Source organism: Burkholderia sp. Tr-862 (genome assembly GCF_011753085.1).
GTDB classification, from domain to species: Bacteria; Pseudomonadota; Gammaproteobacteria; order Burkholderiales; family Burkholderiaceae; genus Burkholderia; species Burkholderia ambifaria.
The window spans coordinates 12,875-38,556 of the sequence record NZ_VWWG01000025.1; the positions used below are offsets into that span (position 1 = coordinate 12,875).

A 25,682-nucleotide genomic window follows, 5' to 3' on the forward strand; every position below is an offset into this window, starting at 1 on the left:
AGCACGCCGCTCCACCGACACGCGATGCCGCTCATGGTTCGGTGCGGTCCTGAACGACCGGGAACGGCGCGTGCCGCAACGCCAGTCGCCGCGCGATGCGCGACGACGTATCGTTGGCGCCACGCGTGATGGCGAACAGCAGCGCGTCGCCGGCGGCGAGGTTGCGATTCGGGCGCGGCTCCCAGTTGGTCAGCCTCGCCTCGAGGGTGAATCCGAGCCGCGACATCGTGCTGGCCGCGGGGCCTTCGGGCGCGCAATACGCGTGGATACGGTACAGCTGCGGCTGCGTGAGCAGCCAGTCGATCAGCATCAACAGCGCGGCCAGCCCCGCGCGTCGTCGCCGATGGCCTTCGCAGCGGCTCGTGACGACGCCGATCTCGGCGCGCGGCGGCGCGGGCGCGAGATCGATTGCCGCCACGAGGCGGCCGGTCTGCAAGTCCTCCATCGCCCAGGTGAAGCGCGTCTTGCTGGACCAGCCGAGGCGGCAATGGCGGATGAATGCGCGCGTTTGCGCGACGTTGCGATGCGTCGGGAACGGCAGCCATTCGGTGACGGCGGGGTCGCCGAGCAACGCGTGAAAGAGTGCGTCGGCATCGGCATCGACAAACGGCCGCAAGCGCAGCGCGTCGGTTTCGATGATCGTCGGCGGACAGAAGGTATTCATCGCTGTTCCCCGCGTCAGCGCGCCAAGGTTTCGGAAGGCGTTTCGTTGAACATCTTCCGATAGCCGTTCAGGAGCGTCGAACGATGCTGCACGCCCCAGCGGTTGGCGATTTGCAGCACGCTGGGAGCCAGCGTGTCGTCCGCCATCAGTTCGTCGCGAATGTGTTCCATCCGTTGGCGACGGATCAGCTCGCTCGGCGTGATGCCGAGATGGGTCTTGAACGCGAGCTGCAGCGCGCGTTCGGTGACGCCGATATGCGTGGCGACTTCGCGCACGGACAGATCCGGGCGATCGAGACATTCGGTCAGGTACCGGTACGCGCGGCGATATTTTCCCGGCAACCGTGCGCTGATGTCGTCCGCGACGGGCTCGGCGCGCTCGGCGGCCGCGGATGACAGCAGCGAGCCGTCCTCCCGCACGTGCTTGATCGAGAGCAGCGCATACCGGCCATACAGCTGCGAATAGTCCTGCAGGCGCCCCTGCTGCTGACGAACCTTCGACTGGCAATAGAGGTACTCGAGATACCAGCGCGCATGCTGGTTGCCGGGCATCGACGTGTCGTTGAACATGCGCAGCATCGTTTCGGCGATCCGGGTCGCGTTGCCGGCCAGCGCGGCGAGCGCGACTTCGAGGCGCAGCGCGCGATGGTAGTCGTGCAGTCCGGCCCCGACGCTCCAGCGCAGATACACCTCGATGCGCTCCAGCACCGCCTCGCTGCCGCGCGCGAGCGATTGCAGCTGCTGAAGATAGTCGGCGCGCTGCGCGAGCACGGCGATCATCGGCGTCTGTTCGTCGGACAACATCGACATGCCGCCGCCGACCTCGTTCGCCGCCGGCTCGAGAACGACCGGATGCCCCGAGTGCCAGTAGATGTGGTCGGCGATCGGCTCGCAGGCGCGCAGGTGGTATTGCGCGAGCAGATCCCGGCGCAAGGCATCCACCAGCCGGCGCCAGCGCTTGTCCGGCGCGGCGACGGCCAGCTCCGACATCATGTCGAGGCGCGTGCGTGCGCCGTCGAGGCGGCCGAGATGGAACAGCACGAGCGTCGCGCCGACGAGGCTTTCGAGACGTTGCGTCGGCGACGCTTCGTCGTCGTCGGCAATGCGCTTGAAGCACATCAGCGCGGTGCCGAACCGGTTGCGAAACAGTGCCTGCCAGGCCGCATTGCGGCTCAGTGCCGCGCGGATCGCGACGCGCTCGCCAGTCAGCGCCTTCTGCACGCGACGATACGTTTCTTCCGCGTCTTCATGGCGCCCCAGCACGAGCTGGACATCCGCGTACGCCTGCAATGCTTCGACGTCCGGCGCGCCCGCCGGTCGTTCCGTGTCGGCGCGATGGGCGGCGAGGTTCGCCGCGTCGAGGAACTGGCCCGCGAACATCTTGGTACAGAACGTCGACGACGTATCTGCCGACGACAAGGCCGATGCGATAGCGAAATAGAGGGTGGACAGCATGGCGTGCTCCTGTCGGAAAAGCGGTTGAGGTGCGAACGGGTGACAGTCATTTGTCGAGTACATCGTTGCACCCGGGGTCCGGGTGGTCTGCGATCTTTGACGTTCTGTTACCGTTGGCTGGCCGCTCCTAGGGGGCGAAGGAGTGCGGCGGGTGGCCGTGGCGCCACGACCCACCCGTCATGCATCCGTGACGCTTCGCGCATGCTTACTTCCTTGAAAGCTCCTCGAGCTTGTGCGCGGCCTTCACCAGGATTTGCAGGAATGCGTTGAGCGTCGACAGGGCGATGTCGGCGATCTGGCCTCCCATGTTCGCGAGTTGCGGTAACCGCTGCTGCAGCCAATGTGGTTCGGCCGGTTGCCCGTGCGACGTTACCTCGGGATGTAGCGGCATTTCCTGCATCAGCGGCTCGGGATGCGCGCCCGGATGATGTGCATGAAACCCGGGCGGTGGACCGGGCGGCGGATCGTAGCGCGGAGCGCCATCGGACTCGGGCTTCCACCCCGGCGGTGGACCGGGCGGCGGATCGTAGCGCGGAGCGCCATCGGACTCGGGCTTCCACCCCGGCGGTGGACCGGGCGGCGGATCGTAGCGCGGAGCGCCATCGGACTCGGGCTTCCACCCTGGCGGTGGCCCCGGCGGCGGGGTGTAGCGCTGAGCACCATCGGACTCGGGCTTCCACCCGGGCGGCGCCTCCGGCGGCGGGGCGTAGCGAGTCGCGGTTTCCCCGGCCGGGTGCGGCGAGGCCGGCGTGTTCGCCCGCGGCGAATCGGGCGCGATCGATGATGATTCCGCTTCCATCCTCGGATGTGCCGCCGCCGGCCGCAGACGCATGGGCGAAAGCGCACGCTGGCCCCCGAGGACCTGCAAGGAAACCGCGTCGCTGGCCTTCACGGGGCGCGGCGCGAAGATCGAAGGTGCGTCGTTCGCCGGCGCCGATGGGACGGTTGATCCTGCCCGGGCTGCCGGAAACGGGCGGACCGATATCCTGCCGCGCGAACGGAGGCTGTCCGTTCCTGTATGTTGAAGGCTCAGCAGCGGTGACGAGACGCTTTGCGATCGCGATCGTGGAGACAGCGATCCGCCGTCCGAATGATCGGCACTACCCGGTCTGGAATGGTCCCCGATGGATTCGGCGTTACTGGGCGACGGCGATACGGTGTTGATGGATGCCACGGGATTCTCCCACCACAGGAAAGGGGTGTCGCGGTTATAGCCCCGCATGGCCGCTCGTCGCGTCAGCGGGACGAAGTCTCGTGGCGCGACCCGAACGGCAGGCCAGCGAGCCACGGCGAGCACCGCCCGCGGCTTCGGGCGCGCGAAGCAACACGCGCCAATCCGAATCTCACGCCACGTGGCGGCGCTGGCGCGATGGACGTCGATCACGGTCGTGGTTACTTTTCATCCGGCACGGCGACGGCGCACGGTCCGTGTGTTGTCCGTGCGCGCCGGCCGGACAGGGACCGGACTGCGTGCGCGCCGTGCACCCATGCCGACCATTCGACCCATCGGATCCAACATGACTCGTCGATCTTTCCAGCCGTCGCGGCCATGGACACACGGCGGCCGCTGCACCATCGCACGCGGCATGGCCGCCGTCGTGCTGTCCTGTTGGCTGACCCCGTGCGCGTTCGCGGATTGCTTCGACGCGGCGGCGAACTATCAGGGCGTCAGTGCATACGTGTTGCGCGCGATCGCCTGGGTCGAATCGCGCGGCAACCCGGCGGCCGAGCATCGCAACGGCAACGGCTCGATCGATATCGGGGAACTGCAGATCAACTCGATTCATCTACGCGAGCTGTCCGGTTTCGGCATCGATGCGCAGTCGCTGCGCGACGAGTGCGTGAACATCTACGTGGCCGCCTGGCAACTGAAGAAGCAGATGCTGAAGCACGGCAACACCTGGGAAGCCGTGGGCGCCTACCACTCCGAAACGCCGAAGCTGCGCGATGCCTATGTGCGCCGGATTCAGCAGACGTTGACGCGATGGGGCAGCGGACCGGCGCAGTTGGAACCGTGAGCCGGAAACGGCGCGCGGCGCTTGCGGCGGAACGCGCCGCGCTTCGCGACAAGAGGACCAAACTCATGACATTCATTCGAAATGCCTGGTATATCGCTGCATGGATCCACGAGCTGTCGACGGAAAAAGGGCTCGGCCGCACGCTGCTGGGCGAACCCGTGATGCTGTTCCGCGACGCGCAACATGGTGCGCGCGCGCTGTCGGACCGTTGTCCGCACCGCTTCGCGCCGCTGCACAAGGGCGATGTCCGCGACGGGACGGTGGGCTGTCCCTATCATGGCCTGCGCTTCGACGGCACGGGCCGTTGCACGCACAATCCGCACGGCGACGGCCGCATTCCGGCTGCCGCGCACGTGCGCAGCTTTCCGGTGATCGAGCGTCATGGCGCGGTGTGGATCTGGATGGGCGACGCCGCGCTGGCCGACGCGGGCGCGTCCTTGCCAGACTTCTCGTTCGTCGATCCAGAGGATAACGAAGTGAGCACCGGTTATTTGCTGACGCGCGCGCATTATCAGTTGAGCGTGGACAACCTGCTCGACCTCAGCCATTTCCAGTATCTGCATCCGGACACGCTCGGCAGCGACGCGATCGCACGCGATCCCGGCCGCGTGGAGCAGGACGGCGACACGGTGCGCTCGTCGAGGCGAACGCAGGCGGAACGGTTGCCGGCGTTCGTGGCGCGTGCGTTCGGCGTGCCCGACGGCGTGCGCGCGGATCGCCATCTGGAAGTGCGTTGGGATCCGCCGTCCCTGCTCGCGATCGACGTCGCGGTGTGCCCGAGCGGCGCGGCCCACGGGCGGGTATCGCGCTCGGCGCATCTGCTGACGCCCGAGACGGCCGCGAGCACGCATTATTTCTTCGCGTTCGGTTTGCCGAAGGCGCTCGGCCCCGCGGCGCGCGCGCTGGTCGATTACGCGGTCGCCGGGCTGATGGTGCCGTTCCGCGATGAAGATCTGCCGATGCTCGAGGCGCAACAAGCGGCGCTGGGCGCAACGGATTTCTGGGCGCAGCGGCCGGTGCTGCTCGCCAGCGACGCGGGCGCGATTCGTGCACGCCGGATCGTCGAGCGTCGGGTGGCGGAAGAGGCGCGCTGCGCCAGCGCATGAGAATCCGGTTCGTGCGGGGTGCGTGAGCGCAGTAGCGAGGGGCCGGCGTCGAACATGCCGGCCCCTGTCGTGCGTTCGGGGAGGCGCGCTCGCGCGCACCGCGCGCGAGCGTCAGGCAGCGTCAGTCGAGCTGGCCCAGCCATTGTCCCCCGATGCTCATCGGACTGATCCACGGGCTCATGATGTTCTGGGCCGAATGGCTCTCGGTCGGATCGAGCGCAACACTGAGCGGGTTTTTGAACGCGCCGCCGAGCGAGAAGACTTGCGACGCAATATATTCGCGGCCCGCCTTCTTCGGATCGGAGGAGTCTCCGTCCAGTGCACCGCCGGTTTCGTGCGCGATCGCGTAAGCGCCGGCGGACGTACCGTTGTGGCCTTTCGACGAGAAATCGTACTCGTGCGCCGCCGGTCCCTTCGTCAACAGTTTGGACGCCTGGTCTTTCGTGATCTCGCCCTTGTTGATCGCCATCTGCAGTTGATTGATGACCTGCTTCTTCTGCTTCGGATCGTTGGCGCTCTTGTCGAAGTTTTTGGCGGCGTCCGGATTCTTGCTGCTCCAGTCCTTCAGCGCCGACTGGTACTGCGGGTTGTTTTCACCCGGCGTCATTGCGTTGTTCATGTCATCGGTGAATTGCTTCGAGTATTTCTTGACATTGTCGTCAATGAACTTCCGAATATCGCCTCCGTACTTGTCGGCGTCGTTCGCGATGGACCTGTTCCAGTCATCGACGTTCGGAGTATTGGTGGCATTGGGCATTTCGACGGACATGGCATTCTCACTGGAGTTGGAAAGGTGCGAACCCACCGTGTTTCAGGCGGATGTACGCACCGAACAATCTAGCCAAGATCGCCGTGATTCGATAAACGCTTGCGAAGCAGGTGAGCTCCATGCGAACGAGATGCCGACGAATGCCGGCAGTGCGCGCTACGCGCTGATCGGTCGTCGAACCGGCGTGGTGACGGCATCGGCTGGATGCCTGCGCACCGGCCGCATGCTGCCGGTTTTGCGTTGACGGACGTTCGCGCATCGATATCCCGCTTCGTCTGTCCGGCACGAAGCCGACGGCAGTGCACGTAGCATCCGCACCATCGATTCCGATCCGTCCATCAAGGTACATTCGCCATGCCATCGTCGATTCGCTCTGCCTCGCCCCCTCACGATTTTGCACACGGCGATGACGTATCGCACGCACCGTCGCATAAGCCTGATACAAGGGGCTCCACGCACAAGAGTCCGGAGATCGCGTCATCGCCGTTGTCGAGGCTGCCGTCGCGCAGCCCGCGACCGGCCTCGTCGACCGACGCCGCTGGCCGCCGAAACGCGTCGCCTGCCGGGCGTCGCTCGACGGCGACGGGGCGGCCTGGCACTCCCGATGCCACGCGCGTGCGCGACGTCGAACCGCCGATCGAAATGAGCAGCCTCTCTCGCACGACCTCTGCCGCTCGTTCTCATTCGAGCACCGAATCGAGCGGCGACGAGATCACGTTCAAGATGCCGCCGCCGTGCGGCGGCACGCTGAGCGTCGGTGCGGACAAGCACTTGCGCTGCGATGACGACCAGGGCGTGCAGGCCATGCTTGAGCTCATCGCGCACCTGGATCCCTCTTTAAAGGTGTCGACGCTCCCGCCCGGGGCACGCATCCAGGTCGAATGGGACGGGAACCTGATGGACAAGATGGGCCTGTTCATGAAACTTGCGGGCGGCAACCTGCTGTTGGCCACCGATCTGTTGCGCGATGCCATTGCCAAGCCGCTGCACGCATTTACGCCCGATGCCCGCGTGCCGGGGACGAATCAGCACCCGAGCGAATTCATGCGCAATATCGGCCTGCGCATTCATGTGACGTCGGATAGCGCGCTGGCCGCCCGTCTGCAATCCGTGCTGACGGCGCCGGCCGACGATTCGGAGCGGAGCAGACGGGTAACGAAATTCCGCCACGATTTTGGCGCGATGTCGCTGCTGTTGCTTGCGACCAACAAGGACTTCAACAAGGAATTGACGTATGGCCTGGGCGCCAGCCTGGTCGGCACCGGTGCGATCGGCGCGGCCTTCGAGTACGGCATCTGGGGCAGCGTCAAGGAGGCCATAGGCCGCGAACCTGCGGCACGAGGGGGCCCCTACCTCGATTCGCTGACACCGCTGGTCGCCGAAACTTTCGATTCGATGGTCATCAAGCGGCTGATGGAGGTGATGAAGGGCGGCCGCTTTCTGCCGCCCGACTTGGCCACGGCGCTGGACGACCTGAAGGGCGCGGCCTATTCCGGCTCGATCGCGGCCCTCGGTTCGATTCCGAACAATCTCGTGCGCCAGGCCGCTCTCGACGCGAGAGACAGCGGCAATCATGGTCTTGCCCTCGCTCTGCTGGCGGTGAAACAAGGCACCAACCTGCTCGCGACATGGACGTCCGGTGCGATGGTCCCGCTGGAAATCAAGGAGGACCACGAGAAACTGGTCGAGGCCAAGATGGCCATGATCGCGGCCGGGACGATTCCGCCGCCGGTCGCGAACGATGTGCGCAAGCACGTCCAGGACGAAGCGCTCAATACCTTGCGCGCGGCCCGTGGAACCGGATCGTCGATCCGTTCGATGGCCACCGGCGGCGAAATTGCCGCAACGCTCGGGGCGCTCCTGTCCGTGCTCGAACACCAGCGCATCATCCCGAGCTCGGTCGAACAGCTCATTACGCTGATGTACTCGACGCCGACCGAGGTCATCAGCATGTTGTCCACGATGCTGACCGAAAGGTGGGCGGGCAGCGGGACCAACCATGTGGACGCGTGGATTACCACGGACCACGCGAAGCAAAGCGGCATGCTGCGCCAGATTTCGCAATCGGAGAGCACGTCGCTCGCCGAACTCGATCGGATCGCCCGGCCCGCTGGCGAGATCAATGCCCAAATCGGTTATGCCGTCACGTTGGTGCTCGGCGGCGCGATGGGGCTGCTGGAAGCGGGCGCCGGGCGCGGCGCGCAATATTTGCGCACGCTCGGACGGGCCGCGCAGGCATTGCCCGGCGCAGCGCAGGCGCATGTGCTACAGCCGATCAGCGACGGCGCGGCGATGGCATTCGACGCTGCTACCCGCACCCTCACGAACGGTGCACGCGAGCAGCCGCGACGCTCGGCGCCGACCGGTGACGACATGGTTTGACGGTTCTGGAGCAGATCGAGTGGTTCGTTGAATCGCATGACAACGCGGCAATTTTGGGGGCATTGCAATGAGATCTGGTGATGTGACGCAGTCGTTCCCGGCTTCTGTCGATGCACACCCGGACGAGGCGACCTCTCCGAGTCGGTCCGGCAAAAGTTCGGTGAGAGGTGACAGTCGTGTCTCGTCCGCGTTGTCTGAACTGTCGCGAAGTCATCCGCAGATATCGAGCGCTGGCGGCGAGCGTGATCGAAGTACGCCTTTGGCGCCGAGGACCCGCGAACTTCACCCGAAACGCCTTGGGCGATTGCCGAACAATTTGCCCGCAGAGCGGTGGAACGAGCGCATGGAATGTGGCGAGCGTGGGTCCGGTACGGCGGTACTGCTGCCGGCCGGCTCGCTGGACCCGCGCGGTCTTTCCGACATCCCGGTCCCCATCGTGCCGGAATGGGAAAAATCGGCGGGAGACCGGACCGGGGCGGTTTCTCCCCAACACGCTCCAGAGTCCGTTTCGGAAGCGATCGCGGAATCACCGCCGGCCCAAGCGCACACCGCGCCGCCGTCATCGACGCGGCGGTCGTCCGCGTCAGCCGAGTTGGCGACGAGGAGGTCCGAGTCTGCGCGGTCGCTGCCGATGTCACTCGCGGAACATGCGCTGTCGGCACCACGTCATCCGGCGCTTCGGCGCATGGCCGCCAACTTCGGCACCGCAATTGCGCGCGAAGGGGCCATTACCCTGGCGACGACCTATATCCGTGAAGTCTGCGGGCATGAGGTGGCGAGATGGCTGGAACATTCGCCTCAGTCCACCAAGATCGCGGTAACCGGCACGATTCTCGGCGCCACGGCGTTGCTTAACGCACTGGTGTTTTTGAAGCAACGGAGGGACGGGCGGGCGAATACCTGGACGAAGTTTGGCCAGGCGAGCAACGTGATGTGGCTAGCGGGCGCCGGCGTCGCTGCCGCCACCACGGGCGGATTCGGCGACGCGGCCGCGTTGTTGGCGAAGGCGACGGTATATCCGATCACTCGCGATATGCTGAATGTGTTCGTCCGTCTCGGCGACAATCGGGACCCCGGAAAAACCGCGCCGAACAGAAAGGCCGTGCTGACGGACGCGGTCATCTATGGCTTCAATCAGCTCGTGGTCAATATATTGCAGGGCGTGGGCACATCGCACTCCGGCACAAGCGCGGCGACGGCATCCGAATCGGTCGCGCATGCGACGCCTTCCCTGCTTGTCTTTTCGGGCGTCAACGCATTAGGCGAGACGATGGACGCGCTGTGCTATCCCGCGCTCACTGCATTTTTCGACAAGTTCGATGTCGCCCCGACGCTGATGAGCGGCGTGCGGGAGGGGATGCGGGCTATCGGGAACCTCGAGCTGACGGCCAGCCTGCACCTGCCGTTCGTCGCGAATGCCGGCGACGATCGATCGAACGGTCGCTGGGTCGGTCGCGCGAGCCGGGAAGATTTCGCGGACAAGGCGATGGGGGCCATGCTCGGGCGCCAATCGCTTTTCGTCGCGTTGTTCGGTCTGATCGGCGCGATCAGCCAGGTCGGACCGGCTGCGAAGCTCGGTCCGAAAGAAGCCGCGCTGGTGACGAATGTGTTGGCCGCGCTGGCCATCGCGTTCATGCTGCCGGCTTTCGTCGGCGCGGCGAGCGCGTCGCCGCGGCGGCAGCGGCCGACCGACGATATCGAGGCCGGGGTCACCGATCGACCGTCCGGCGCGACCTGACGGCCTGCCCGGTCCACCCACGCGATCGTCGCCCGTCACGCGCGCGCCGCGGCCTTGGCTTCCAGCATCTTCACGAGCAGATGGAGTGTCCGATTGACCGGCGTGCCGATGCGGGCAGCCAGACCGCGCCGAACGACCGCGCCGTTCAGATGGTCGATTTCGCCGGGCTTGCCGCGCGCCAGATCCTGCGCTGTCGACGAATACTGGCCCGGAGGAATCGTCGCTTCGATGTGCGCGACGATATCGGCCGGCTCGTCGTCGACATGCACGCCTTCGGCCGCGGCGACGGCGATGCATTCGGCGACGATCGCGCACATCGTTTCGCGCAATGCGTCGCGATGCGGCATCTCGCCCAGCGGCAGGTGCACGATCGCGGAAATCGCGTTGTATGCGCAGTTGAGCATGAACTTGCGCCAGAGTACCGCGCGCACGTCGTCGGCTATCCGGGTGGGAATGTCCGCTGCGCGCAGTACCTGTGCGAGCCGTCCGCTGCACGGCGACGCTTCGATCGCGAGATCGCCGCGGCCATGGTGGAGCAGATGCCCGGGGCCGGCCATCTCGCTCGCCACGTAGACGGCCGCGCAAATGACCGGCTGCGCGATCTCCGCACGCAACAGCGCCGCGTTGTCGACGCCATTTTGCAGGCTGACCACGATGGCATCCGGCGCCAGCACATGACGCAAGCCGCGCGCGGCCTCGGCGGTATCGCCCGCTTTCACGCAGATGAAGACCACGTCGGCCGATCCGGCCGCGGCGATGTCGGTCGACGCATGGGCGGACACGTGCGTGTCGAACGTGCGCGTCTGAATGCGCAGGCCGTGGTCGCGGATCGCGTCGACATGCAGCGGGCGACCAATGAACCCGACCTCGTGGCCGTGCAGCGCCAGCATGCCGCCGTAGTAGCAGCCGACCGCGCCGGCGCCGAGGACCGCAAACCGCATGATGTCTCCGGGAGGAACGGTGAACGTTTTACGCAGGCACCCAGTGCACGCGTGCGGCAGGCCCATTGGGACCTTGTATCCATATAGAACACGCGGCTGTCGCCGTTTATTCCCGGCATCGCGGCGGGTTACCTCCGCGAGGCGCCCATGTTCGGTCGCGTGCCAGACGCTTCGCCATTGGCGGGAACGGCCTTGAACAGGCGTCCCAGAAAATCGGCGGCAATCATTTCGTTCTTCTTCAGGTCCTTGTATGCGGGTGTCTTCTTCAACGATTTCCAGTGGTCGTACAGCGCGGCACTTTCCTGGTGATATTTGTCGACGAGGGCGATCGCGACGGGGTCGTCCGCTGGGATAAACGATGGGACATGAGGTGGCACCACCGTGTTGTTTACCAGCCTGTTTGAAACTCGGTGAAGAGCGGACATTTTCTGGAGGTGGGCGTGCGATTCTGCGGTCTTGCCGGTTAGCCATTTCAAGCGTTGTAATTTCGCCTCCGGCGTGAACGAATTGAATTGGAGGGCGCTCGATACACCAAAACCGAGCACAACACCCATTAACGCTTCACCTTTCGCGCTGTCACCGAGGACACTGGGCGCTATCGCCGGAATGATGTATTCGTCTACCAGTTGATGCGTCGGTGGTGTCTGGCCGGGGCACAAAGTATCAATAAAATACGAATATGCTTGGGGTTCGTTTGCCAGGTCGAGCAGGTTCTTTTTGTTTACGAGGACGAAGCCCCGCGATGATCCGGGTGACGATTCGAGACGAATCAGTGTGAATCCATCACGCAGCTTCAGTAGGGGACTTTCGATCAGCGACGATATGGCGGTATAGCCCGACTTTTCATCGTGCTGCTCGATAAACCATCCCGGCTTGCTGCCATGAACAAGCAGACCGGTGCCTAGTTCTTCCAGGGTGTGCGCTATTTCGGCAGTAGCCGATTTCAACAGGTCGCTATGCGATGGTTGCAGGAATGGATTCTGTTCCGGTGCGTGAAACGCAGTGCTATGAAAGGCCGATGCAGATGGCCGTTCCGTTAATGAGGTTCGGCGGCTCCTCGAAGCCAATCCCGTTAGCGCGGGCGCAAGACCGTTCGATTTCCTCCCGATCGTCTGGTGGCGGTTGTTCATCTCGGTGCCTGTCTGGCGGGGCTGCGCGTCATCGACTGACGGAGCGGAACTCGACGAATTGACTTTCATGTGTCCCAGAAGATCCGGTTGGCGTTTCAAGTGATGACATGGCGTAACGAGCCCAAAGGGCGGAGCACATCCGCCCATTTCCGGCGCGATTGCCTCTTTATTACTCGGTTCGCCCGGACGCGGCCCGTCGTGGCGCGAAGCCGTCACGCGGAGCGCGAATTTCCATGCCGGCGCGCGTACGCTGCGACGTCGCTGGCACAGCGCGGTCTCGATCGGTCGCGACGTCGGCCGCGTCGACGAATCGATGCAAGACGGAATGAAATGAGTCGCGCGGGTGTTTTGAGCGAGTAGCACGTCCTTGGCTTGACGCGCCGTCCGTGACTCCAGACCTCATTCCAGATGAACTCAATAGACTCGCTTTCCATTCCGGCTGTACCGAACCGTCCGCTGACAGGCAGCGACCACCGAACGCTGGTGCTCGCCGCGCTGGGCGGCGCACTAGAGTTTTACGACTTCGTGATTTACGTGTTTTTCGCGACGGTCATCGGTCAATTGTTCTTCCCGCAGTCGATTCCCGACTGGCTGCGCCAGGTGCAGACGTTCGGGGTTTTCGCGGCCGGCTATCTCGCGCGCCCCCTCGGCGGCGTGATCATGGCGCACTTCGGCGATCTCGTCGGCCGCAAGCGCATGTTCACGATGAGCGTGATGCTGATGGCACTGCCGACGTTGATGATGGGGTTGCTGCCGACCTATGCATCCATCGGCGTCGCCGCGCCCGTGCTGCTCCTGCTGTGCCGCGTGTTGCAAGGCGCGGCCGTGGGCGGCGAAGTGCCCGGCGCGTGGGTGTTCGTGTCCGAGCACGTGCCGCCGCGCCATGTCGGCTATGCATGCGGCCTGCTGACGGGCGGCCTCACGCTCGGCATCCTGCTCGGCTCGCTGATCGCGGCGGGGATCAACCAGCACTACTCGCATGCCGCCATCGGCGCGTATGCGTGGCGGATTCCTTTCGTGGTCGGCGGGCTGTTCGGGATCCTGTCCGCATTTCTGCGACGCTGGCTCAATGAAACGCCCGTGTTCATCGACATGAAGCGCAGCCGGGCGCTGACCCGCGAAGTGCCGTTGAAGGCGGTGCTGCGCGATCACGGCAGGGCCGTGCTGGTTTCGATGATGCTCACGTGGACGCTGACCGCCGCGATCGTCGTCGTGATCCTGATGACGCCGACGCTCGTCGCCAAGCGTTTTCATATCGAGCCGGCGCTTGCGCTGCAGGCCAATTCGGCCGCGACGCTCTGCCTGACGATCGGATGTATCGTCGCCGGTACGGTGGCCGGACGCATTGGCACCGCCCGCACGATCTTCTGCGGCTGCCTGCTGCTCGGTGCATCGTATTTCTTCATGCTCCGGCAGCTCGCCGTCGATCCGTCATTGCTGCTGCCGCTCTACGCGGTATCCGGTTTCTTCGTCGGCGCGGTGGCGGCAATCCCGGTCGCCATGGTCAAGGCATTTCCGCCGATCGTGCGTTTTTCGGGGATCTCGTTCTCGTATAACGTCGCGTATGCGCTGTTCGGCGGCCTGACGCCGGTGTTCGTGTCCGTGATGCTGAAATCGAACCCGCAGGCGCCGGAGATTTATGTGGGCGCGCTGTGCATCGTCGGCGCGCTGGCAGGCTTCGCGTTGCGCCCGGCGCGCTAGGCCGCGGCTGACGGGGATGGCGGTCCGGCCGCGCGTCATGCGCATCGGCGGCCGGGCCGCACGTATGCGCGAGCCGCGCCGCCGGTGCCGGCATTCGCCCGACGTGGTTTCGACCGAACGCGGATTCGGGTGGTCACCGAGCACATGGCGACCTCGGCGAAGTAATGTTTCGGGTTGCGAAGCATGTCGATCCGGTGTCGCGGTTTGCGTTGTATCGGCAAGCGCACGTGCTTACCTTTCGTATCGACCGGCTCGATATTTGTTTGAAGACGGGAAACGGTCGGCCTGAAATTATTGAGTGAGGGAGCGTCGATGGTCAGCAGAATCACCCGTGCATTGATGCCGGTCTGGGAGGCCATGCATGAGGCGCACGCCATCGCACGTACCGTCCGTACGATGCACCGGCCGGCCGGCCCGCTTGCCGGCCTAGCTTCGTCACCACCCCGCGCTGCCACCGATGCCGTTGCGCGGCAGCGCAGCGCGCCGTCCGCGCCAATGCTGGGTCCTGGGCGTCCAGGCACGGCGACACCGGCGATTGCCGCGGTTTCGATGCGACGCCCTCAAGCCGAAGCGACCGCCGCGAGTCGGATGTTTGCGGCCGCGGGCCCGGCGTCGCCATCTGCGCCGATGCCGCCGACGCGTGGTTCAGCCTTCGCACAACTGCATGTGGACTGGCCCCGGCCGCCGGTCCACGTGCAGCGGCCAACTGCAACGACGTCATCGCACGCAGCGCCTTCGCGAACCTTTACCGACTTGCGGCCCCCCGCCACGCTCGCGGAAGAGCGGGCGCAACTACGCCTCGCGCTGGAGCAGAGCCGCACGGAAGCCTTTCTCAAGGACCTGCCTGCAATCGACGAGCATTTCGACGCCGGCGCGTCGGCCCACGGCGGCCGCATCACCGATTGGGACGAGTTGCCGGCCGACATCCAACAGCTCTATTCGAGCAAGCTAGAGTACTTGCAGGAAGCCGTCGCTGCGAACATGACCTCGCCTCGCATCGAACGGGCGCTGACGCGGGCAGGGATGCACGCCGTACCGAATGACGGTGTCACCGCCGGTAGCACCAACAACTGTTTCCTGATTTCGATGCTTCAGCATGCGACCGGCAACTTCGATTCGTCTCATCCTGCGCTGGTCCGTCAGTATCGCGAGATTCTCAAGAAAGCTCCGGGCGTGCGTCTTCCCGACAACGAAAAGATCTCCGCCCGCAGCGCACCCGCAGTGAGGCTGGTCGATCTGATCAACGCCGATCCCGGCGTGCAGCCGAAATTGAAGGTCGAAGTCATATCGGAACTGAACGGCGTCGTCCACCGGGACAGCCTCGGGTCCGACGAGCCGGACGCACGTAAGGTCGTCATCTGGGATCGAGGCGGCCATTTCGAAGCCGTGACCGGGCCGCGCGACGATCGGGACCTGAGTTGACGCGAAGCGTCGCGTGTCGACCGTCGTCAATGTTCATGCACGACGGCCGGCGGTGCTGCCTGAGCGCGTCGATCGGCATATCTCCGGGCGCCGCGCGGGTACCCGATTTGCGTCACGTGGCGAAGAAACCGGCTTCGGAGATATTCCATGAAACGACTTTGGCCGCTCCGCCCGCTACTCGCGATCTGTGCGTTCGCAACGTTCGGCGGGCAAGGGCGGAACGGCCTACCGGCAGACCGACGCGTTCGCGCTGGAAGCCGAGCACTTTCCCGATTCGCCGAACCATCCGTCGTTCCCGACGACCGTGCTCAAGCCGGGGCAGACGCTGCACGAGGTGACGGTATGGAAGGTGGGCGCGCGGTGACGGCGTGCAGGCGCAGCAGGATGCGGCACGTCAATGCGACGACACATACACCGCATCGTCGAACGCCGCCGGAATCGCGAACTGCGCGCGCATGCGCTTCGTCTCCTGAGCGGGCGTGAGCCCGAACAGCCGCTTGAATTCCCGGCTGAACTGCGACGGGCTCGTATAGCCGACTGCATAACCGGCCGCCTCCGCGGTCAGGTCCTGGCGCACCATCAGCAGGCGGGCCTGATGTAGTCGCGTCGACTTCAGGTACTGCATCGGCGACACCTGCGTGATCGCCTTGAAGTGGCTGTGGAAGCTCGGCACGCTCATCCCGGCCTCGCCGGCCAGTCGCGACACATCGAGCGCCTGCGCGTAGTCGGCGTGGATCACGCGCAGCGAGCGGCCGATCCGGCCGAACTGGCCTCGCATCGCCAGCGCGTTTCTCATCGCGCTGCCCTGCGCGCCGGTGAGCACGCGGAAATACAGTTCGCGCAGCAGCCCCGGGCCGAGCACCGCCGCTTCGAGCGGCCGATGCATCGCCTCGACGAAACGCAGCACGCTCGCATGCATCGCTTCGTCCATCGGCGTCGACATCATGCTCCTCGGCGCCTGCACGGGCTCCGCGTTCCCCGCGCGGTCGATCTGCGCGGCCAGTTCGGCGGCCATCGGGAAATCGAGGTGCAGATACAGCGCGAGCAGCGGGTGCTCCGCCGTCGCGTCGGTTTCCATGCTGAACGGCACGGGCACCGACACCGCCAGATAGTGATCCTCGTCGTACAGATAGCGTTCACCGCCGAAATAGCCGCGCTTGCGGCCCTGGCACACGATCACGATGCCCGGGTCGTACAACACCGGCGTGCGCGACAGCGCGCGGTTCGAACGCAGGATGCGCACGCTCGGCAGCGCGGTCAGGTTATAGCCTTCGTCGGGCGCCAACGCGTGCAGCAACGCGATCAGGCGTTGGCGGCCGCGCGCGGGCAGCGACGGCGATCGGGGCGAGGAGGACGTGGCGCTCATAGTTTTGTGCAAGAAAATCAGCAGAATCGGGCTTATTCGGCGTAGATCGTCAGACTAGTATGCATGCTTCGATCGACATTTGGGAGAAGCTCACATGGCATCCGGCAACCTCATGCTCATCACCGGCGTCAGCAGCGGCTTCGGCCGCGCGCTCGCGCAGGAGGCGCTGGCCGCGGGTCATACGGTGGTCGGCACCGTGAGAAGTGACGAGGCACGGCAGGCGTTCGAAGCGCTGTCCCCGCATGCGGCCATCGGGCGCGTGCTCGACGTGACCGACTTCGAGCGCATCGACGGCGTCGTCGCCGACATCGAGGCCAGCGTCGGCCCCATCGACGTGCTGGTGAACAACGCCGGCTACGGGCACGAAGGCATCCTGGAGGAGTCGCCGCTGTCGGAGATGCGCCGACAGTTCGACGTGAACGTGTTCGGCGCCGTCGCGATGATGAAGGCCGTCGTGCCGTTCATGCGCGAACGCCGGCGCGGCCGCATTCTGAACATCACGTCGATGGGCGGTCACATCACGATGCCGGGCATCGCGTATTACTGCGGCAGCAAGTTCGCGCTGGAAGGGATTTCGGAAACGCTCGGCAAGGAGCTCGAGCCGTTCGGCATCGCGGTGACCGCCGTCGCGCCGGGCTCGTTCCGCACCGACTGGGCCGGCCGCTCGATGGCACGCACGCCGCGCTCGATCGCCGACTACGACGCGATCTTCGATCCGATCCGCCAGGCGCGCGAGGAAAAAAGCGGCCGGCAATTGGGCGATCCCGCGAAGGCCGCGCGCGCGATGCTCGCGGTCATTGCGGCGGACCGTCCGCCGGCCCATTTGTTGCTCGGCAGCGATGCGCTGCGGCTCGTGCGCGCCAAATGGGCGGCGCTGGAAGACGAGATGCGCGCGTGGGAGGCGGTGACCGTGTCGACGGACGGTTGAAGCGCAATGGCTTGCGTGTGACGAATCCGCGGTTGGTTGCGTGACGTGCGGATGCAGTCAATCGTGGCCCGATCGAACGATCAGGCCTCGGGACGCGAGCAAACGGCTTCGATGTTGTGCCCGTCCGGACCGATGACGAATGCGGCATAGTAGTTCGCGTGATACTGCGGGCGCAGGCCGGGTGCGCCGTTGTCCTTGCCGCCCGCAGCCAGCGCCGCACGGTGGAACGCGTCGACCTGCGCGCGCGTGTCGGCCGCGAATGCGAGGTGAAGATGGGCCGGCTTCTCGGCGGTCTGGAACAGGCACAGCGTCGGCTTGCCCGGCATGCCGAGTTCGACGCCATAGGTCGGCACGCCTTCGTCGAGGACCGCTACGCCGAGCGGTTCGAGTGCGTCGAGGAAGAAGGCCTTGCTGGCTGCGTAGTCGCTGACACCGAATTTGACGTGATCGAACATGAGTGTCCCTGAAGTGAGTGGGGCTGCACGGCGGATCCGACGCGATATTGCCATACGGCGCGGCCGCCCGCCGGGCCTCGTTCATACCGGATGCAATCCGCTTCATGACAGGGTCGCAGTTTTCCGCTACAACGTGAAAGTGCCGCGTCGATCGGCGCGGTGTGCCGCCGCGCCGCGGTTCGTGCCGACACCCGCCCGGGTGCTCGGCCGGCACGCGATGTTCACCTACCCCAAAGGAGCCTGCAGCCATGCCTTACATCACCACGAAGGACAACGTCGAGATCTTCTACAAGGACTGGGGCGCGAAGGATGCACAGCCGATCGTGTTCCACCATGGCTGGCCGCTGTCGTCCGACGATTGGGATGCCCAGATGCTGTTCTTCGTCCAGAAAGGCTATCGCGTGATCGCGCACGATCGCCGCGGGCACGGCCGCTCGGCGCAGGTGTCCGACGGCCATGACATGGATCACTACGCGGCGGACGCGTTTGCGGTGGCCGAGGCGCTCGACCTGCGCAACGCGGTGCACATCGGTCACTCGACCGGCGGCGGCGAAGTCGCGCGCTACGTGGCCCGGCACGGCGAGCCGGCCGGCCGCGTCGCGAAGGCGGTGCTGGTCAGCGCGGTGCCGCCGCTGATGCTGAAGACGGACGCGAACCCGGAAGGCCTGCCGCTCGAGGTGTTCGACGGCTTCCGCAAGGCGCTCGCCGACAATCGCGCGCAGTTCTTCGTGGATGTGCCGAGCGGCCCGTTCTACGGCTTCAACCGGCCCGGCGCGACGGTGCAGCAGGGCGTGATCCAGAACTGGTGGCGCCAGGGCATGATCGGCAGCGCGAAGGCGCACTACGAAGGGATCAAGGCCTTTTCGGAAACGGACCAGACCGAGGACCTGAAGGCGATCACCGTGCCGACGCTCGTGCTGCACGGCGAGGACGACCAGATCGTGCCGATCGCGGATGCCGCGCTGAAGTCGATCAAGCTGCTGAAGAACGGCTCGCTGAAAACCTATCCGGGTTACTCGCACGGCATGCTGACGATCAACGCGGACGTCCTCAACGCCGACCTGCTGGCTTTCGTGCAGGCGTAACGGTGTAAACGGTGTAACGGGTAGCGACGCATGCCTGCTTCGGCGGCTGCGTCGCCATTGTGCGGGCGGGATGCGGCCACCGCGTTTTCGCCCGCTAGTCGTTGCGCAGGAATACGACGTAGCCGCGGAACCATGGATTTGCCGCGAGGTACGGCGGGGCGTCCCACTCGCCGCCCTGGATCACGCCGATGCGAAACGGCAACTGCAGCCGTGCGACGCGCGGCAGGTAGGCCGCATGGTCGGGGATCGTGCGGCGCCCCTGGTAGGTCTGCACGACCACTTCATCGACGATCCCCCTGAGCTGGTTGACCTGGTCGGTATCGATGCGGCTGCTCCAGTCGAGCAGCCCGGTGATGCTCAGCCGGCAATCGGCGGGCAGCGTCTCGCGCAGCGTCCGCAGGAATTCGAGGTAATCCTGCAGGTGGCGCGTGCGCGCGTCGAAGTCGATCTGGATACCGGTGATCGTGCGGCCCGACGCGCGCCAGCGCTCGAGCTGCGCGAGCATGATCCGCGTCACGCGTGGCGTCCAGCGCAGCGTATGCGCACGATAGACGAGCCACACCCGGGCGTTCGGCGCGGGCGGCAGCGCGACGCCCTGCGCGATGACGCGTACCTGCGACTCGTCGCGCGGCGACGCTTCGATCTGCCCTTGCAGCACGTACAGGGTGCGCGCGCCGCCGACGACCGGCTGCGGCTTCACGCCGGCCCACAGCCAGAACGCGTCGTACCGCGCGGCATCGACGGTGCCGGCCAGCGCGACGCGGCATGCCAGCAGCAGCGCGACACACGCGATGCGCTTCACGCGGCGCTCACCAGTAGTAGCGGAGCTTCTGCGCCCACGGGGTGCCCGGATAGGCGGTCTTCAGCGTGTCGAACCAGCGCTTGCGCACGTTCTTCGGCACGTCCTTGCCGCCGCATTCGTTGGAGCCGCCCGGCGCATAGCACTTGATCGAGCGGTACAGCGCGTACCCGCGGTCGTTCGGGCTGGCCTGCGCATCGGCGATCACGGTCACGTAGCTCGACATCCGCTCGTACGGCTTGCCCGCGAATTGCGACGGCGCGCCGCCGAGCGTCGGCGGCACGCGCGTGGCGGCCGCCGCCGACGCGTTGCGCATCCACGGCGGAACCGGGTCGCTTTCGAGGCCGGCCGCGGGCGGATGAAGGCGCACGAAATCGGCGAGGCAGTTCAATCCTTTCGCATCGGCGGGATTCTGCTGCAGCGCCGCGGCGATCTCGCGCGCGGACGGGCACACGTAGCCGTCTTCGTTCCGGGCGCCGGCGGCGATGAACGGTTTCAACGGATCGGCGGGCGCGCCGGACACCAACGCGGTATCGGCGATGAAGTCGGCGTAGTGCGAGCGCGTGAGCTCCTTGTACAGCAGCGTGTATAGCGCGGTGTCGCGCAGCGCGCCGCCGGTCGCCTGGTTCTGCGCCTGCGTGCGCAGCAGGTCCGCATTGGCCGTGCGCTGCAGCAGGACGGCCCGGATCGCGGCGTTTTGCACGAGCGAATCGTCGGCGAACACGTCGTTGACGAGCCCGGCCTGCTCCAGGTTGATCGCGAGCGCGAGTTCCAGCGCCTCGCGCTGGAAGCGCAATTTCGCGAGCGGAATCAGGTCGCGCCACAGCTGGCGCGCCTTGTCGCCCTGGCCGCTATCCTCCAGCGCGAACGCGCGCAGCGCCTGCTGGCTCAGGCCGAAGTAGTCGAGCGGCACGGCGGGCGCGGGCGGCAGCAACGCGAGCGCGGCATCGGGCTTGTGCCCGATCTGCACATACCAGGTGGCAAGCAGGTAGTCGTACAGCGCGGGCGCGTTCGCGAAGCGTGGTTTCTGCGCCTGCAGATCGTCCAGCGTCAGCGGCTTGCCGCGGCTCGAGTCGCTGCTGTCCGACGTACGCATGCGGAGCAGGTCGACGGTCGCGAGCACGGTCGGCGACTGGATCTGGCGCACGTCGAGTTCCGACCCGAACAGCAGCTTGCTGTCGAGTTCGTTCGCGAGCTGCATCAGCGGCACGTTCGACGTCGCCGGCGACCAGCGCGTGAGCGCGTGGCCGTAGAGGTCAGCCTGCTGCGCGACGTCGCCGCCGAGCCACGCGACGCGCCGCAGCAGCCCGGTGGCGGAAACCGCATAGCGCCCCTGCGGATACACCTTCAGGTAGGTGCGAAACACCGTGTTCGCGGCGTCGAGCGACACCTTCGTGACGCGCGCGCGCGACGGCGTCGGGCTGTCGTTGTCGAATGCGTTGGCCTGCGCGGCGTTCAGTTGCGCGCGCCCGGCCATATAGAGGCCGGTTTCCTTCAGCCACGGGTTCGCGCTGTGCGATGCGCTCGCGAAGGCCCGGGTCGCGGTGAGGAAGTCGGCGCGGTAGAACGCGTTCGTGCCGTCGAGGTACGCGGCGAACTGCTGGCCGAGCGGCGACTTGACCGGCGGCTTCGTCCAGGCGGCGCTCGCGCCGCCCGCGGCACAGGTTTTCTGCGCGATGTCGGCGCGCGCCGCGCGCAGGCGGGCGGCTTCGTCGGGGGGAAGGCCGCCGGCACCGTCCAGTGCGTCGTTGAACGCGTCCGCGCCTGATTCCATGCTGCGACAGATGCTGCCTTCGCCATCGGCGTACCGGTTCGACGGCGCAGCGGCGTCCGCTGCGCCGCCGGTCGGGTCGGGCGCCTTCTGGCCGATATCGATCCACCCGGAAAAATCCATCGGGAACGGCACGATCATCTGGCTGATCCGGTCTTTCGGCGGGATGGTCTTCGGGTCCGGAAACACCCGCGCGACCTTGGCGCTGTCGACCATCATCAGCATCGCGTTGATGCGCGTGTCGTTGGCGGGACTCAGCATCGGCACGTTGCCGCACGAGTACGTACTCTGCCGGAGCGTGGGCGGCACGTTGCAGCTGTCGTCCGAGCTGGCGTGGGCGGCGGGCAGGCAAAGCAGGCTCGCCGCCAGCGCGGCGAGCAGGTTTCGGTTCAGCGTCGGGTTTCTCGGCATTTTTCTTGTACTGGGTGGGGCCGCGAGGGCCGGTTCTCTCAGCGGGCATTTCGCCTCGGCGCGTATCGTACCTCACGCGCCGCTTCGTTCGCCCGCGTGCGCAGGGCGGCCCGGCGCGCCGCTCGCCGGCCCGGCGAGATGGAAGTCCACTCACTGTAGACGCAACGCCACCTTGAATCCGGAGCGCATGAATTAAGATGCAGCCGGCAGTGACGGACATCCGACGATAGACGACATGCGGTCGTCTTCGCCGTCCGACGGGGGTGGTCTGCAGAAGGCGGCGTTGGGTTCGATCCGATCGACGGAATCGATCCTGACGGGGGCATGAAACGGCGCCGCCGCCTTGCGGGTCTTTTCAATAGTATTGCTAATCGATCGGCCGACCGACGCGATGCGGCGTTTCGGCCAACGGCAGACGAGAGCATGCCGGAAAACGAAAACAAGAGGATTCCGATGAAACCCATTACATGGTTGGTCATGTCAGCCGTTCTCGCGCTGAGCGCATGCGGCGGCGACGACGTCGCCACGAACGGCGGCGCGTCGTCGGCGGCGCCGGGCAATCCCGGCTCGCCGTCCGGGACGACACCGCCCGGCGGCGGTTCGAGCGGCGCCCCGACGGGCGGCGGCACCGCGCAGCCGCAGGCCGGCTGGTCGACGGCCGTCGTGGTGGACGGCAAGGGACCGGAAGGCGACCCCAGCGTGACGATCGACGCGAGCGGCAATGCGCTCGCCACGTGGATGACCGTCAGCCCGGCCGGCGCGAACGGCAACGAAATGTGGGGCGCGCGCTATGTCCCGGGCTCGGGCTGGGCAAGCGCGACGCGGCTCGACACGAGCGACGGGTCGCATTCGATGAACGGGCTGACCGGGGTTCAGCCGCAACTGGTCGGCAACGCGAGCGGACAGGCGGTCGCGTTCTGGACGGAATGGATGCCGGGCCCCAACACGTACGCACTGTGGGCGCGCCCGTACAGCCCGGGTACCGGATGGGGCGTGCCGCTCGAGCTGGCGGCGGACATGGCCGGTTCGTCCTATACGGCCGGGATCGACAGCCAGGGCAACGCGCTCGTCGCCTGGACGCAATCGATCAGCCTGCTCGATACACGCATCGCATGGACGCGTTATACGCAGGCGGGACAGTGGTCGCCGACGGCGCTGATCCAGATGCCGGTGCAGACCGGGCCCGGTGCGGTGACCGGCGATACCGACAACGTGAGGCCGATGATGTCGGTGCTGCCGTCCGGCCGCGCGGTGCTCGCGTGGCGGCAGACCAACCATACGAAGTCGGCGCTGTGGACGGCCACGTACGATGCGACCAACGGCTGGACCGACGTCAACCAGGCCGTCTCGAACTCGAGCCTGTTCACGACGATCATCTCGCCGGTGGCCGGCATGGACACGAAAGGCAACATCACGCTGCTCTGGGGGCAGCTCGACGTGACGGGCGGGCAGATCCTCACGGCGACGATGTCGCAACGCTACGTGGCCGGCACCGGGTGGCAGCCCGCGCAGCCCGTCGCGCCGGCGATCGCGGAGCCGACGGGGTTCATCGCGACGCCGATGCTGACCGTCAACGAAAACGGCGTGGCCGCCGCGATGTGGGCCGAAGGGGGCGCCGTCCTGCAGGCGAGCGTGTCCGATGCCAGCGGCAACTGGGGGCCGCTGCAGCGGCTGACGGAGCACCTGAATGGGGCGGCCCCCCAGTATCCGCCGCTGGTGATCGACGCGGGCGGCAACGTGACGGCTGCATGGCAGGACACGGGCTTGCCGGGCGCGTCGGCCGTCATCGCGGCCACCTACCGGAAAGGGGCGTGGAGCGCGTCGACGGTGGCGGCGCAGAGCGCATCGTGGCCGGCGCTGGCCGTCAACGGCACGGGGTCGATGGCGCTCATCTGGCAGTCGTATGTCGCGAGTATCGGCAGCCAGCTGCAGTCCAGTTTCTATACCCCGGGCACGTAAATCGCGTTGCGCGGGAAACCGAAGGAGAAGTGATGAAGCAAACCTTGCATTGCACCGTCCGGACCGCGCTGGGCGCCGCGGTCGCGGGCCTCGTGTTGTCCGCGTGCGGCACGACGCAGATGAACATGGTCGACGTGCAGACGTCGACCGCGAAGACGCTCGGGCTCGCGTCGTCCGACGAGATCACCATCGCCAACGTGCAGTACGGGAAGAAGGACGGGCTGGGTGGCCAGAAGGTGAGTTACGCCGCGACGACGGGCAAGGGGCGGCGTTTCGGCTGTACGGTGTTCATGATTCCGGGGCTCACGCCGATCGATCGGCCGACGTACAACGACTGGGAGTGCCATCCGCAACGCTGATGGCCGCGATCACGACGACGCCCACCGCAGGGCGTCGGTCGACCGCTTAGGTGGACGATATGCCGCGCCGGCCTTGCGCCGGCGCAATTTGGTCCGATAATCAACGAACCGATTCATCCCTTCCCGTCGGCTCGATAAAAAAACCGTCATGGATCAAGCGGCATTCGTCCCTGTTTTCAAGTTTCGCACGACCGATTACCCCGAGCCGGACCGGTTCCACGTGTGGGTCAAGGACATGCTGTGCGACTACCGGCTGGATGACGCCGGCGGCCACGGCCCGTTCGACGCGCAAGCGAGCGGCGCCGCGCTCGGCCCGCTGATCCTGTCGGGCCGGCAATGGCGCTCGCGCGCGCCGACCTATACGGTTCACCGGACCACCCGGCGGATCCGGCTCGACGGGCAGGATTCGATTCGCTTCACGCTGCTGCTCGGCGGCCGGCTCGCGAGCCATACCGGCGGCCCTGAGCTGATCAAGCGCGCCGGCGACGTGTTCGTGTACGACGTCGCGCAGATCAACGACTGCCGGGTCGACGCCGGCGACGTGATCAGCCTGGTCGTGCCCAGATACCTGCTGCCGAGCCATGCGGCGCGGGCGCACGGGCAGACGCTGACGAGCGGCGTGGGCCGCCTGGTCGGCGACCAGATGCTGTCACTGTTCCGGAACCTGCCGGACCTGCGCATGCACGACGTGCCGAGCGTCGTGCAATCATTGTTGCTGCTGCTGGCGGCGGCGGTTGCGCCGAGCGCCCAGGCACTCGACGACGCGCGCGGCCCGATCGACAACGCGCTGGTCGAGCGCGTGCGGCGCTACATCGACATGCACCTGCTGGAACCCGACCTGACGCCCGACCGGATCTGCCGGGACATCGGCGTATCGAGGGCACGGCTCTATCAGCTGTTCAAGGAAGAGGGCGGCGTGATGCGGCAGATCACGCGCAGGCGATTGCGTCACGCATACCATGTGCTGGGCGATCCGCAGCGCCGCCATCAGCGCATCGCGGAAATCGCATGGGCGCACGGTTTTCCCGACGAGAAGTATTTCCACCGGCTGTTCAAGGCCGAGTTCGGCCATACGCCGAAGGAAACGCTCGAGTGTGCGGCCGCGCCGGTGCTGCTGCCGTGCGATGCGGCCGACGATCGATGGGGCGACGGCGGCCGGCTGGCGGGATGGACGCTGCCGTTCGGCGTGCTCACCAACTGAGCGGGCCGCGCGTCGCGGTCGTG

The 25,682-nt window shown here is 66.2% G+C and carries 23 protein-coding genes and 1 pseudogene; 13 read left to right on the plus strand and 11 right to left on the minus strand.

The genetic code is table 11. The annotated features are described in order from the left end of the window. Positions 1-31: 31 nt before the first annotated feature. The 3 genes from F3J14_RS10620 to F3J14_RS10630 form a co-directional block, all read right to left on the minus strand. Entirely contained in the window at positions 32-664 is a 633-nt protein-coding gene (locus tag F3J14_RS10620) for a GNAT family N-acetyltransferase (protein ID WP_166722930.1), read from the minus strand. Between the two features lie 14 nt (positions 665-678). Continuing rightward, positions 679-2,118, minus strand: a complete 1,440-nt coding sequence (locus F3J14_RS10625) for a helix-turn-helix transcriptional regulator (protein WP_166722931.1) — start codon at positions 2,116-2,118, stop codon at positions 679-681. A 205-nt stretch (positions 2,119-2,323) separates the two neighbouring features. Beyond that, on the minus strand, positions 2,324-2,509 hold the full coding sequence (locus F3J14_RS10630; protein WP_166722932.1) for a hypothetical protein: 186 nt from the start codon (positions 2,507-2,509) through the stop codon (positions 2,324-2,326). A gap of 1,195 nt (positions 2,510-3,704) precedes the next feature. Between F3J14_RS10630 and F3J14_RS10635 the strand changes: the two genes are divergently transcribed. Further along, on the plus strand, positions 3,705-4,136 hold the full coding sequence (locus F3J14_RS10635; RefSeq protein ID WP_166722965.1) for a lytic transglycosylase domain-containing protein: 432 nt from the start codon (positions 3,705-3,707) through the stop codon (positions 4,134-4,136). A gap of 65 nt (positions 4,137-4,201) precedes the next feature. Continuing rightward, the gene (locus tag F3J14_RS10640) at positions 4,202-5,242 is read left to right on the plus strand and encodes an aromatic ring-hydroxylating dioxygenase subunit alpha (RefSeq protein WP_166722933.1); all 1,041 of its coding nucleotides are present in this window, start codon (positions 4,202-4,204) and stop codon (positions 5,240-5,242) included. Positions 5,243-5,363: 121 nt separating this feature from the next. Here the strand turns inward: F3J14_RS10640 and F3J14_RS10645 are convergent, their stop codons facing one another. Then, positions 5,364-6,011 (minus strand): hypothetical protein, encoded by a 648-nt coding sequence (locus tag F3J14_RS10645; RefSeq protein WP_105832314.1) that lies wholly within the window; start codon positions 6,009-6,011, stop codon positions 5,364-5,366. Between F3J14_RS10645 and F3J14_RS10650 the strand changes: the two genes are divergently transcribed. From F3J14_RS10650 to F3J14_RS10660, 3 genes are all read left to right on the plus strand, one after another. Next, positions 6,010-6,255 carry a hypothetical protein gene (locus F3J14_RS10650; protein WP_166722934.1) on the plus strand — a complete coding sequence of 82 codons (246 nt, stop codon included), beginning with the start codon at positions 6,010-6,012 and terminating at the stop codon, positions 6,253-6,255. The genes F3J14_RS10645 and F3J14_RS10650 overlap by 2 nt on opposite strands. 371 nt (positions 6,256-6,626) lie before the next feature. Continuing rightward, positions 6,627-8,393, plus strand: a complete 1,767-nt coding sequence (locus F3J14_RS10655; RefSeq protein WP_166722935.1) for a hypothetical protein — start codon at positions 6,627-6,629, stop codon at positions 8,391-8,393. Positions 8,394-9,078: 685 nt separating this feature from the next. Next, complete coding sequence (locus tag F3J14_RS10660) at positions 9,079-10,131, plus strand: hypothetical protein (protein WP_166722936.1); 1,053 nt, start codon at positions 9,079-9,081, stop codon at positions 10,129-10,131. Between the two features lie 35 nt (positions 10,132-10,166). On the opposite strand, the gene F3J14_RS10665 is transcribed toward F3J14_RS10660, so the two are convergent. Together F3J14_RS10665 and F3J14_RS10670 are read right to left on the minus strand one after the other, a co-directional pair. Beyond that, positions 10,167-11,072, minus strand: coding sequence for a 2-dehydropantoate 2-reductase (locus F3J14_RS10665; RefSeq protein ID WP_166722937.1), 906 nt, complete (start codon positions 11,070-11,072; stop codon positions 10,167-10,169). Between the two features lie 128 nt (positions 11,073-11,200). Next, complete coding sequence (locus F3J14_RS10670; protein WP_166722938.1) at positions 11,201-12,271, minus strand: hypothetical protein; 1,071 nt, start codon at positions 12,269-12,271, stop codon at positions 11,201-11,203. Positions 12,272-12,610: 339 nt separating this feature from the next. On the opposite strand from F3J14_RS10670, the gene F3J14_RS10675 reads away from it, so the two are divergent. Next, positions 12,611-13,903 carry an MFS transporter gene (locus F3J14_RS10675; protein ID WP_166722939.1) on the plus strand — a complete coding sequence of 431 codons (1,293 nt, stop codon included), beginning with the start codon at positions 12,611-12,613 and terminating at the stop codon, positions 13,901-13,903. A gap of 35 nt (positions 13,904-13,938) precedes the next feature. Here F3J14_RS10675 and F3J14_RS10680 read toward each other — a convergent pair whose 3' ends face one another. Continuing rightward, positions 13,939-14,262, minus strand: coding sequence for a hypothetical protein (locus F3J14_RS10680; RefSeq protein ID WP_166722940.1), 324 nt, complete (start codon positions 14,260-14,262; stop codon positions 13,939-13,941). 394 nt (positions 14,263-14,656) lie between these two features. Between F3J14_RS10680 and F3J14_RS10685 the strand changes: the two genes are divergently transcribed. After that, the gene (locus F3J14_RS10685; RefSeq protein ID WP_166722941.1) at positions 14,657-15,325 is read left to right on the plus strand and encodes a hypothetical protein; all 669 of its coding nucleotides are present in this window, start codon (positions 14,657-14,659) and stop codon (positions 15,323-15,325) included. 205 nt (positions 15,326-15,530) lie between these two features. Then, a pseudogene (locus F3J14_RS10690) lies at positions 15,531-15,689 on the plus strand (galactose-1-epimerase); the annotation flags it as partial. 30 nt (positions 15,690-15,719) lie between these two features. Here F3J14_RS10690 and F3J14_RS10695 read toward each other — a convergent pair. Further along, positions 15,720-16,691 (minus strand): AraC family transcriptional regulator, encoded by a 972-nt coding sequence (locus F3J14_RS10695; RefSeq protein ID WP_166722942.1) that lies wholly within the window; start codon positions 16,689-16,691, stop codon positions 15,720-15,722. A 94-nt stretch (positions 16,692-16,785) separates the two neighbouring features. Here F3J14_RS10695 and F3J14_RS10700 point away from each other — a divergent pair, with 94 nt between their 5' ends. Next, positions 16,786-17,619: an oxidoreductase gene (locus F3J14_RS10700; protein ID WP_166722943.1), complete on the plus strand. Its 834-nt coding sequence runs from the start codon at positions 16,786-16,788 to the stop codon at positions 17,617-17,619. An 80-nt stretch (positions 17,620-17,699) separates the two neighbouring features. On the opposite strand, the gene F3J14_RS10705 is transcribed toward F3J14_RS10700, so the two are convergent. Then, positions 17,700-18,074, minus strand: a complete 375-nt coding sequence (locus F3J14_RS10705; RefSeq protein WP_166722944.1) for a VOC family protein — start codon at positions 18,072-18,074, stop codon at positions 17,700-17,702. Positions 18,075-18,322: 248 nt separating this feature from the next. Here F3J14_RS10705 and F3J14_RS10710 point away from each other — a divergent pair, with 248 nt between their 5' ends. Continuing rightward, positions 18,323-19,159: an alpha/beta hydrolase gene (locus tag F3J14_RS10710; RefSeq protein WP_166722945.1), complete on the plus strand. Its 837-nt coding sequence runs from the start codon at positions 18,323-18,325 to the stop codon at positions 19,157-19,159. A gap of 94 nt (positions 19,160-19,253) precedes the next feature. On the opposite strand, the gene F3J14_RS10715 is transcribed toward F3J14_RS10710, so the two are convergent. Then, positions 19,254-19,961, minus strand: coding sequence for a DUF3142 domain-containing protein (locus F3J14_RS10715; protein ID WP_166722946.1), 708 nt, complete (start codon positions 19,959-19,961; stop codon positions 19,254-19,256). 7 nt (positions 19,962-19,968) lie between these two features. Beyond that, positions 19,969-22,140 (minus strand): hypothetical protein, encoded by a 2,172-nt coding sequence (locus F3J14_RS10720; RefSeq protein WP_166722947.1) that lies wholly within the window; start codon positions 22,138-22,140, stop codon positions 19,969-19,971. Between the two features lie 453 nt (positions 22,141-22,593). Here F3J14_RS10720 and F3J14_RS10725 point away from each other — a divergent pair, with 453 nt between their 5' ends. The 3 genes from F3J14_RS10725 (at position 22,594) to F3J14_RS10735 (ending at position 25,659) form a co-directional block, all read left to right on the plus strand. Further along, a complete protein-coding gene (locus F3J14_RS10725) occupies positions 22,594-24,099 on the plus strand; it encodes a hypothetical protein (RefSeq protein WP_166722948.1) in 1,506 nt (501 codons plus the stop codon). A 32-nt stretch (positions 24,100-24,131) separates the two neighbouring features. Beyond that, entirely contained in the window at positions 24,132-24,458 is a 327-nt protein-coding gene (locus F3J14_RS10730; protein ID WP_166722949.1) for a hypothetical protein, read from the plus strand. Positions 24,459-24,606: 148 nt separating this feature from the next. Further along, on the plus strand, positions 24,607-25,659 hold the full coding sequence (locus F3J14_RS10735; RefSeq protein ID WP_166722950.1) for an AraC family transcriptional regulator: 1,053 nt from the start codon (positions 24,607-24,609) through the stop codon (positions 25,657-25,659). Positions 25,660-25,682: the final 23 nt, after the last annotated feature.

What these genes read in the sequence shown, in the direction of transcription:
- F3J14_RS10625 (WP_166722931.1), bottom strand. Translation starts at nt 2,118, where the DNA reads ATGCTGTCCACCCTCTATTTCGCTATCGCATCGGCCTTGTCGTCGGCA.
- F3J14_RS10700 (WP_166722943.1), top strand. Translation starts at nt 16,786, where the DNA reads ATGGCATCCGGCAACCTCATGCTCATCACCGGCGTCAGCAGCGGCTTC.
- F3J14_RS10645 (WP_105832314.1), bottom strand. Translation starts at nt 6,011, where the DNA reads ATGTCCGTCGAAATGCCCAATGCCACCAATACTCCGAACGTCGATGAC.
- F3J14_RS10670 (WP_166722938.1), bottom strand. Translation starts at nt 12,271, where the DNA reads ATGAAAGTCAATTCGTCGAGTTCCGCTCCGTCAGTCGATGACGCGCAG.
- F3J14_RS10635 (WP_166722965.1), top strand. Translation starts at nt 3,705, where the DNA reads ATGGCCGCCGTCGTGCTGTCCTGTTGGCTGACCCCGTGCGCGTTCGCG.
- F3J14_RS10630 (WP_166722932.1), bottom strand. Translation starts at nt 2,509, where the DNA reads ATGCCGCTACATCCCGAGGTAACGTCGCACGGGCAACCGGCCGAACCA.
- F3J14_RS10710 (WP_166722945.1), top strand. Translation starts at nt 18,323, where the DNA reads ATGCCTTACATCACCACGAAGGACAACGTCGAGATCTTCTACAAGGAC.
- F3J14_RS10680 (WP_166722940.1), bottom strand. Translation starts at nt 14,262, where the DNA reads ATGGCCTCCCAGACCGGCATCAATGCACGGGTGATTCTGCTGACCATC.
- F3J14_RS10675 (WP_166722939.1), top strand. Translation starts at nt 12,611, where the DNA reads ATGAACTCAATAGACTCGCTTTCCATTCCGGCTGTACCGAACCGTCCG.
- F3J14_RS10735 (WP_166722950.1), top strand. Translation starts at nt 24,607, where the DNA reads ATGGATCAAGCGGCATTCGTCCCTGTTTTCAAGTTTCGCACGACCGAT.
- F3J14_RS10720 (WP_166722947.1), bottom strand. Translation starts at nt 22,140, where the DNA reads ATGCCGAGAAACCCGACGCTGAACCGAAACCTGCTCGCCGCGCTGGCG.
- F3J14_RS10705 (WP_166722944.1), bottom strand. Translation starts at nt 18,074, where the DNA reads ATGTTCGATCACGTCAAATTCGGTGTCAGCGACTACGCAGCCAGCAAG.
- F3J14_RS10730 (WP_166722949.1), top strand. Translation starts at nt 24,132, where the DNA reads ATGAAGCAAACCTTGCATTGCACCGTCCGGACCGCGCTGGGCGCCGCG.
- F3J14_RS10665 (WP_166722937.1), bottom strand. Translation starts at nt 11,072, where the DNA reads ATGCGGTTTGCGGTCCTCGGCGCCGGCGCGGTCGGCTGCTACTACGGC.
- F3J14_RS10650 (WP_166722934.1), top strand. Translation starts at nt 6,010, where the DNA reads ATGGCATTCTCACTGGAGTTGGAAAGGTGCGAACCCACCGTGTTTCAG.
- F3J14_RS10725 (WP_166722948.1), top strand. Translation starts at nt 22,594, where the DNA reads ATGAAACCCATTACATGGTTGGTCATGTCAGCCGTTCTCGCGCTGAGC.
- F3J14_RS10695 (WP_166722942.1), bottom strand. Translation starts at nt 16,691, where the DNA reads ATGAGCGCCACGTCCTCCTCGCCCCGATCGCCGTCGCTGCCCGCGCGC.
- F3J14_RS10660 (WP_166722936.1), top strand. Translation starts at nt 9,079, where the DNA reads ATGGCCGCCAACTTCGGCACCGCAATTGCGCGCGAAGGGGCCATTACC.
- F3J14_RS10620 (WP_166722930.1), bottom strand. Translation starts at nt 664, where the DNA reads ATGAATACCTTCTGTCCGCCGACGATCATCGAAACCGACGCGCTGCGC.
- F3J14_RS10640 (WP_166722933.1), top strand. Translation starts at nt 4,202, where the DNA reads ATGACATTCATTCGAAATGCCTGGTATATCGCTGCATGGATCCACGAG.